This window comes from Pontibacter rugosus, from assembly GCF_042678745.1.
Taxonomy (GTDB): Bacteria; Bacteroidota; Bacteroidia; order Cytophagales; family Hymenobacteraceae; genus Pontibacter; species Pontibacter rugosus.
The window spans coordinates 1-7,564 of record NZ_JBHTLD010000226.1 but is presented as its reverse complement, the minus strand read 5'-3'; the positions used below and the strand labels follow the sequence as shown (position 1 = coordinate 7,564).

General features: G+C 44.9%; 9 protein-coding genes. All 9 read left to right on the top strand.

The genetic code is table 11. From position 1 onward, the window contains the following. Nucleotides 1-30: 30 nt before the first annotated feature. The 9 genes from ccsA (ACFQ2O_RS18340) to ACFQ2O_RS18300 all read left to right on the top strand — a co-directional run bounded on the left by ccsA (ACFQ2O_RS18340) (nt 31) and on the right by ACFQ2O_RS18300 (nt 7,542). Nucleotides 31-696 (top strand): cytochrome c biogenesis protein CcsA, encoded by a 666-nt coding sequence (ccsA, locus tag ACFQ2O_RS18340; RefSeq protein ID WP_377531313.1) that lies wholly within the window; start codon nt 31-33, stop codon nt 694-696. Then, nucleotides 683-949 carry a CcmD family protein gene (locus tag ACFQ2O_RS18335; RefSeq protein ID WP_377531308.1) on the top strand — a complete coding sequence of 89 codons (267 nt, stop codon included), beginning with the start codon at nt 683-685 and terminating at the stop codon, nt 947-949. Before ccsA (ACFQ2O_RS18340) ends, ACFQ2O_RS18335 begins: the two co-directional genes overlap by 14 nt. A gap of 98 nt (nt 950-1,047) precedes the next feature. Then, nucleotides 1,048-1,473, top strand: a complete 426-nt coding sequence (locus ACFQ2O_RS18330) for a cytochrome c maturation protein CcmE domain-containing protein (protein WP_377531305.1) — start codon at nt 1,048-1,050, stop codon at nt 1,471-1,473. Between the two features lie 107 nt (nt 1,474-1,580). Continuing rightward, nucleotides 1,581-4,169, top strand: a complete 2,589-nt coding sequence (gene ccsA, locus ACFQ2O_RS18325; protein WP_377531302.1) for a cytochrome c biogenesis protein CcsA — start codon at nt 1,581-1,583, stop codon at nt 4,167-4,169. Between the two features lie 66 nt (nt 4,170-4,235). Continuing rightward, a complete protein-coding gene (locus tag ACFQ2O_RS18320; protein ID WP_377531299.1) occupies nt 4,236-5,447 on the top strand; it encodes a glycosyltransferase in 1,212 nt (403 codons plus the stop codon). Between the two features lie 5 nt (nt 5,448-5,452). After that, on the top strand, nt 5,453-6,232 hold the full coding sequence (locus ACFQ2O_RS18315) for a Rossmann-like and DUF2520 domain-containing protein (protein WP_377531296.1): 780 nt from the start codon (nt 5,453-5,455) through the stop codon (nt 6,230-6,232). A 101-nt stretch (nt 6,233-6,333) separates the two neighbouring features. Then, complete coding sequence (locus ACFQ2O_RS18310; RefSeq protein ID WP_377531294.1) at nt 6,334-6,663, top strand: 2Fe-2S iron-sulfur cluster-binding protein; 330 nt, start codon at nt 6,334-6,336, stop codon at nt 6,661-6,663. A gap of 66 nt (nt 6,664-6,729) precedes the next feature. Next, nucleotides 6,730-6,966 (top strand): Fe-S cluster assembly protein IscX, encoded by a 237-nt coding sequence (iscX, locus tag ACFQ2O_RS18305; protein WP_377531291.1) that lies wholly within the window; start codon nt 6,730-6,732, stop codon nt 6,964-6,966. A gap of 78 nt (nt 6,967-7,044) precedes the next feature. After that, nucleotides 7,045-7,542 carry a KdsC family phosphatase gene (locus ACFQ2O_RS18300; RefSeq protein WP_377531288.1) on the top strand — a complete coding sequence of 166 codons (498 nt, stop codon included), beginning with the start codon at nt 7,045-7,047 and terminating at the stop codon, nt 7,540-7,542. Nucleotides 7,543-7,564 lie beyond the last annotated feature (22 nt).

Sequence of the window (7,564 nt, the reverse complement as noted above, 5' to 3'; positions counted from 1 at the left end):
AAAGTCTAACATCTAGTATCTAAAAAAGAAATGAAAAACAATTGGTGGAAAATACTGGCTGTGCTCCTACTGGTTTTTACCGTAGTGGCTGGTATGCTTTCTGATGTTCCGCGGTTAGCTATTCTGAACGAGACAGTCCGTAACCTATACTTCCACGTGCCGATGTGGTTTGGTATGATCCTGATTCTGCTGGTATCAGTGGCATATTCCATTAAGTACCTGCGCAACCCAACAGTTAAAAACGATGTGATTGCTTTTGAAGCAGCCAAAGTAGGTATTTTGTTCGGTGTGCTGGGCATTGTTACAGGTATGGAATGGGCTAAATTTACCTGGGGCGAGTACTGGAGCAATGACCCGAAGCAGAACGCCTCAGCCATTGGCTTGCTGATTTATTTTGCTTACCTGGTGCTGCGCAGCTCCTTTAACGAGCAGCAGCAACGTGCCCGCATCAGTGCGGTCTACAACATCTTTGCCTTTGCAGCGCTTATTCCGCTCCTGTTTATACTTCCTCGCCTAACCGATTCGCTGCATCCGGGCAACGGAGGCAATCCAGGTTTTAACACCTATGACATGGATAGCAGCCTCCGTATGGTGTTCTACCCTGCCGTGTTAGGCTGGACGCTACTAGGCATCTGGATCGTGAATGTAAAATCAAGACTAGAGATACTCAGACAACGCTTATATGAAACTGTTTAGAATACTGGCAGTATGGTGCGCTATACTTTGCACCACAGCAGGCATCCAACAAGTGCAGGCACAGCCCGCTCAAACGGAGGTGGAGTTTTCATCTGCTCCACAAAATGAAGTAGAGATGGCCGACACGCTTCGGCAGGATGGAAAAATTTATGTAGTTGTGATCGTGCTTTTAACTGTAATGGTTGGCCTTATCCTTTACCTTGTTTCGCTTGACCGAAAGGTGAGCAAACTGGAAAAGCAAGTACGCAATTAACCTTTATTTTAAGTATAAATTAGTTTTCCGCCATGGATTTATATTAGGTTCCGGCGTGTTAGACTTCAAGAAATCAGAGTATCAAGCTTGTTCTATAAATGAAAAAGACACACATCATCGGGATTTTAGTTATCGCCGTAGCGATTGTTATCATCATGTCTTCTGTGGGTGATGCCAGTACATATGTTTCTTTCGGTGACGCCATTGAGCGCGCCGAAGACGGTGACATGACAAAAGTACACGTTGTAGGCCGCCTGAAGAAAGACCCGCAGGGCCACATTGTAGGCATGAACTACGACCCACTGATAGACCCTAACTACTTCACGTTTACCTTAGTTGACACAAACCGTGTAGAGCAGCAGGTGGTGTACTTTAACCCAAAACCACAGGACTTTGAACGCTCTGAGCAAGTAGTAATTACAGGCAACATGCAACAGAATGTGTTTGTGGCCGATAAGATTCTGCTCAAGTGCCCGTCTAAGTACGTGGAGAAAGAAGTACAGCAAAATACAGCAAGCCTGTAGTTTAGTTAAGAGTTGAAAGTTAAGAGTTTAAAGTGATGACTCTTTCCCTTCCTCAACTCATAACTCATAACTCATAACTCATACCTTTAAACTTTTAACTATTAAAGATGATTAATACGCTGATTGGGGATATTGGCCATGCGAGTGTGATTGTGGCTTTTGTAGCAGCCGTGGTATCCTCTTACGCCTATTTCATGGCATCTCGTAACAAGGTGGAGCTAAGCGGTGACAACAGCTGGCGCAATCTGGCACGTGGTGCTTTTTATGTGCATGGAGCAGCTGTGATGCTGATTATCTTCACGCTCTTTAATATTATTTACGAGCACCGGTACGAGTACTACTACGCCTGGAGCCACTCTTCAAATCACCTGCCGGTGTACTACATGATCTCCTGCTTCTGGGAAGGTCAGGAGGGTTCGTTCCTGCTCTGGATTTTCTGGCACGTACTGCTGGGCTTTGTGCTCATTAATGCCAACAAGAAAAACAAAGTATGGGAGGCCCCGGTAATGGCTATGTTCTCCTTTGTGCAGTTGTTTCTCACTTCTATGATCATGGGTGTGGTGATTGGCGATATGAAAATCGGCTCTTCTCCTTTCATCCTGATGCGCGACTTTATGACGGATGCCCCTGTGTTCGCCATGGACCCTAATTTTGTTCCGCAGGATGGTACTGGCCTGAATCCGCTACTCCAGAACTATTGGATGGTAATTCACCCGCCAACCCTATTCCTGGGCTTTGCAGCTACCCTTATACCTTTTGCTTTTGCCATGGCCGGCCTCTGGAAAGGCAAGTATACGGAGTGGGTAAAGCCAGCTCTGCCTTGGGCTCACTTTGCAGCAGTTGTGCTTGGCATAGGTATTGTAATGGGCGCTTACTGGGCTTACGAAACCCTTAACTTCGGTGGTTACTGGAACTGGGACCCGGTTGAAAATGCCGTATATATTCCGTGGTTAGTTTTAGTTGGAGCGATTCATACGATGATTGCTTACCGTCGCGGCAAGTCAGGGCTGAAGGCTTCATACATTCTTGTAATGGCTTCTTTCCTGCTTATACTTTACGCTACCTTTCTCACTAGAAGCGGTATCTTAGGTAATGCATCTGTACACTCCTTTACAGATCTTGGCTTATCAGGACAGCTGTTTGCATACCTGGCTGCTTTTGCGGTATTGGCAGTTGCTTTACTGGTGTATAGATGGAAATATATTCCAACAACAGAGAAAGAACTATCAACTTACAGTGGTGAGTTCTGGGTATTTATCGGTGCGGTGGTACTGTGCTTAGCAGCTTTCCAGGTTCTTTTCACTACTTCTATTCCGGTATGGAATTCCTTCTTAGGCTTTATTGGCATTGAATCTAATGTAGCCTTGCCAGCAGATCAGATCGAGCACTACACTAAGTTCCAACTCTGGGGTGGAGTGGCTGTGGCAGTGTTGTCCGGTATAGGCCAGTTATTGTGGTGGCGTAAAGGCGACAAAGGGGGCTTTATGGATGCCATCACACTTCCTGCCATGCTTACCTTATTATTCGCCAGCTTAATTATTGTGTTATCGAAGCTTGGCGTGCTGAATGAAACAATTGATAACCCAGCTTATATTACGCTGTTGGTAGCTGGCTTGTTCTCGATATTCGCTAACCTCAGCATTATCCTGAACCTGATTCACAAGAAAGTGTCGCTATCTGGTGGTGCGGTGGCACACATTGGTATTGCCATGATGCTGATCGGCATTATGTTCTCTTCAGGTTACTCTAACATTATCTCACAGAATATCTCTGGTATGGTGTACTCCCGCGAGTTTCCGGAAGAGCTTAACCGAGATAACGTACTACTTTGGCGAAACGCTCCTGTAGAAATGGATAAGTATACCGTTAGCTATCACGGACAGTTTCAGGAAGTGATAGGTGTTCCGGGATATGTAGATCGTGAGTTGCTTTTCCCGACTGCTGATCCTTATAAAGCTATTGCACGCGGTCAGGTTAAGGCAGAAGACAAAGTATACTTTGAAACAGGCGATACCCTGGAGCTATTATCTCCGGAGAACACTTATTATCAAGTAAACTACAAAGTTCGCGAGACTGGTAAGGCATTTACGCTCTACCCACGTGCACAGGTAAATGAGAACATGGGTCTCTTGGCTTCTCCTGATATCAAACATTCCGCAGACATGGATTTGTACACACACGTATCAGGTTTGGCCCCGGAAGAAAAAGAATGGGGTGAGCTAAAAGAGTATGTAGTTAGTGCTGGAGATACGCTTATTTTAAATGATTATGTAGCTGTGTTTAACGGTATAGAGCCAATAAAGCAGGTGCCTGGTGTACAATTAGCAATGGGGGATGTAGCCGTGCAAGCAGATTTAAAAATCCTGGGCGAGAACAAAAATTATCATGCGCATCCAGTGCTGATGATTAAAGACCAGATGATGGGCCGTGTACCGGAAGAAATTGCCGATCTTGGTCTGCGCCTCACCTTCATGAACATCGACACAGAGAACAACAAATTTACAATCGGTGTAAACGCTACCCAGAAGGACTGGATCATCTTGAAAGCAATGGAAAAACCTTTTGTGAGTGTTCTTTGGATCGGCACAATTGTTATGTCTATTGGTTTTGTGATGGCTATTGTACGCCGCAAAGACGAAGGTGCGGGTGCGAGAGTAGCTAAACCGCAAGAAAAACGAAAAGCACAGGCAGCATAAGCCAGAAATAAATATCTTTGAAAAGGCAGGTTTATCCTGCCTTTTCTGTTTATTAACGGAGTGAGCATGAACATCTTTATTATTCCATCCTGGTATCCTTCTGCCCACTTTCCAGTAAGTGGATCATTTTTGGTAAAACAGCTGCAGCAGCTTGCTTCACATTACGCAGATCTTAACATCGGCGTCAGCAACTGGGGCCAAAATAGGCTAGACCTAGCGCTCCAGGCAAAACACCACCTGTTCAATTTAAAGAAGATTTTCACTGCCAATACTAAACCTTACAAGGAGGTGCTGCAGCAGAATCATGTTGTATACTACCACCCAACCTTTTCATGGACACAACATATTGCCAAGGGGAATATGGAAGGCATCATCAAAGCAAACCTTGCCAATCTAAAAGCTTTTGAGGCAGACTTTGGCCCTGTTGACCTGATACACGCGCACACCGGTAGACCTGCCGGTATCGTTGCTAAAGAGCTAAGCCACCGGGTAAAACTACCATATGCTATAACAGAGCATATGGGCCCTTTCCCAGATTCTTTCTCCATCACAAAACACGGCGATCTTAAGCCTGAGCTAAAGCTTGCCTATGCTCACTCAGTAGTCAATATAGCAGAGAGTGAGTTTCAGAAACAAATGATGCAAACTCATAGAATCAGGAATGTTCGTGTTGTATCAAACTTTGTTAATGAAACATACTTCACTCCTTGCCTTGCATCTGCCAATCTTAATCAATCTTTTCGCTTCTTTTCATTAGGTTACATACACCCTAAAAAAGGATTTGACACACTGCTACATGCATTTAAAATTGTAGCTGAGCAAAGGGCAGATGTTTCTTTAACTATAGGAGGAGTAGGAGAATACCTCAGCACGTATCAGAAACTGGCGACTAATCTAAACATTGCAGATAAGATAGAATGGCTAGGAGAAATAAATAAAGAGGAGGCGTTACAGCAATACCAGACCTGCAATGCCTTTGTACTAGCAAGCCAGTATGAAGCCCTTGGTATTGTTTTTATAGAAGCTATAGCTTGTGGTAAACCTATTATTGCGACTAGATGTGGAGGTCCGGAGACTACTGTAAATCAAACAAACGGTTTGTTAGTAGAAAGAAATAATCCAGAAGAGCTAGCCGAAGCCATGTTAAGTATGATGGAGCATACCAACAAATATGACAGCCACTCCATCAGGCAGGACTTCATGAACCGCTTTTCTTCTAAAGCAGTCATGCCGCAACTTTATAGTCTTTACAAAGATATTATCAGCAGACACTCCTGAAAACGATGAACATAGCTATTATAGGCGCTGGAAATGTAGCGTGGCATATGGCGTTAGCATTACAAACAGCAGGGCATACTATCACAGCTATTTATAGCCGCACACTTGCCCAGCGAGAAGCATTAGCCAGTAAACTGACACAGGCCAAAGCTATTGCTTCTCTAGACCTACGTCATGTTGTAGCTGATGTAGTACTGATAGCGGTTCCTGATGGTGCTCTTGCCGCTGTGGCCGGAGAGATAAAGGTGCCCCCTGCTACTGTTGTGGCTCATACATCAGGTTCACAGCCACTAGAGATCATAAGCAGCATTGAAGATGCTGCAGCAGGTGTTTTTTACCCACTCCAGACGTTTAGCAAGTCTAAACCTGTAGATTTTGCACAGATTCCATTATTGGTAGAGTCCCAGGACGAAACTACGCTACAGGCACTAAAGCTACTAGCGCAAAGTATAAGTTCTAAGGTAGAGGTAGTCGGGTCAGGAGCACGCAAGCAGTTACATTTAGCAGCGGTGTTTGCCTGCAACTTCACTAACCACCTGCTGGGCATCAGTCAGCAACTGTTACAGGAGGCTAACCTGCCAAAGGAGCTACTACAGCCACTGATCCAGGAAACGATAGCCAAGGCTACGCAGCAACCTCCCTTTAGTGTACAAACAGGGCCAGCTGTACGCCACGACGATAATGTGATTAACGCACACCTGCACATGCTACAGGAACAGCCCCAATGGCACGAAATATATAGGCTACTCACACTAAGTATACAGTCGGCAGCCAAGTCGGCCTAACCAATTAGCACCTGTAATAGTTTAACTGCTATAGCATAACCGGCCGTATACTTTGATTCGGAAGGCATGCTTCGTAAATTGCGACCCAAATTGAAAAAGACATGAAAGTTGTTAATATAACATTTAAGTTTGCAGATGGCTCACCAGACGAAACACACCCTGCCGTAGAAGGCGAGTCGGTGCTGGATGTAGCCCTGAACAATGCCATTAAATTACAGCACAACTGTGGCGGTGTATGTGGCTGTAGTACCTGCCATGTGTACATCGAGGCCGGCATGGATGACCTTCCTGAAATCTCTGACAAAGAGGAAGATTATATTGACCGCGCCGTAGACCCTCGTATCAACTCCAGGCTTGGCTGCCAGTGTGTTGTGCAAGGCAACGAAGATGTAGTGGTTACCATCCCAGAGCAGGATTTTCTGGGCCATTAATTCATTCAATAAGCAACATTTATCAGCGATTGGTAAATGCTAAATGACAACTGATAAAGAAAAAGTATGAGCTACGAGCCACCTATACACTGGAACGATTACGAAGACATTGCCATGGCACTTTATGAAAAGTTCGGCGATGATTTCTCAGAATCAAAGATTTACCGCATCCGCTTTACAGAACTGCTGGATTGGGTTCTTTCGCTGCCAAACTTTGAGGGCACACGCGAACAAGCTAACGAAGGACATCTGGAGCAAATACAGGCTGCCTGGGTTTATGAGTGGCGCGACAACCAAGACTAAACTCTTCGTATAAATCAGGAAAAATATATACTTTTAAAGGCTCTTTCACACCGAAGGAGCCTTTTCTATTCTTTGCATATGTCAATCACTCAACCAGACCTTACCCGCATCAAAACCTTTGTATTGGATGTAGACGGCGTATTAACCGACGGCCTGCTTTATAGCTTCGCTGATGGAGAACAAGTGCGTAGCTTCAATATAAAAGATGGCTTTGCCATCAAACATGCTATAAACCAAGGGTACCGCATAGCTATTATTTCAGGCAAAAATGAGTCAGGTGTGCGCAATAGACTGGAACAGTTAGGCATAGAAGACATATTTCTGGGTATAGAAGACAAGGTGGACACCTTTGAAGACTATTTATACATGCAAAGTGTGCACCCGGGCACTGTGGCTTATATGGGAGACGATATGCCTGATTTTGAAGTAATGCAACGCTGCGGTGTTCGCGCCTGCCCTGCCGATGCGGCCGATGATATAAAAGAAATTGCTACGTTCATATCCACCAAAGATGGGGGCAGGGGTGCTGTACGTGAATTGATCGAAAAGACGATGAAAGCGCAGGATACCTGGTAGTTAAGAGAGGGTTATACTATTT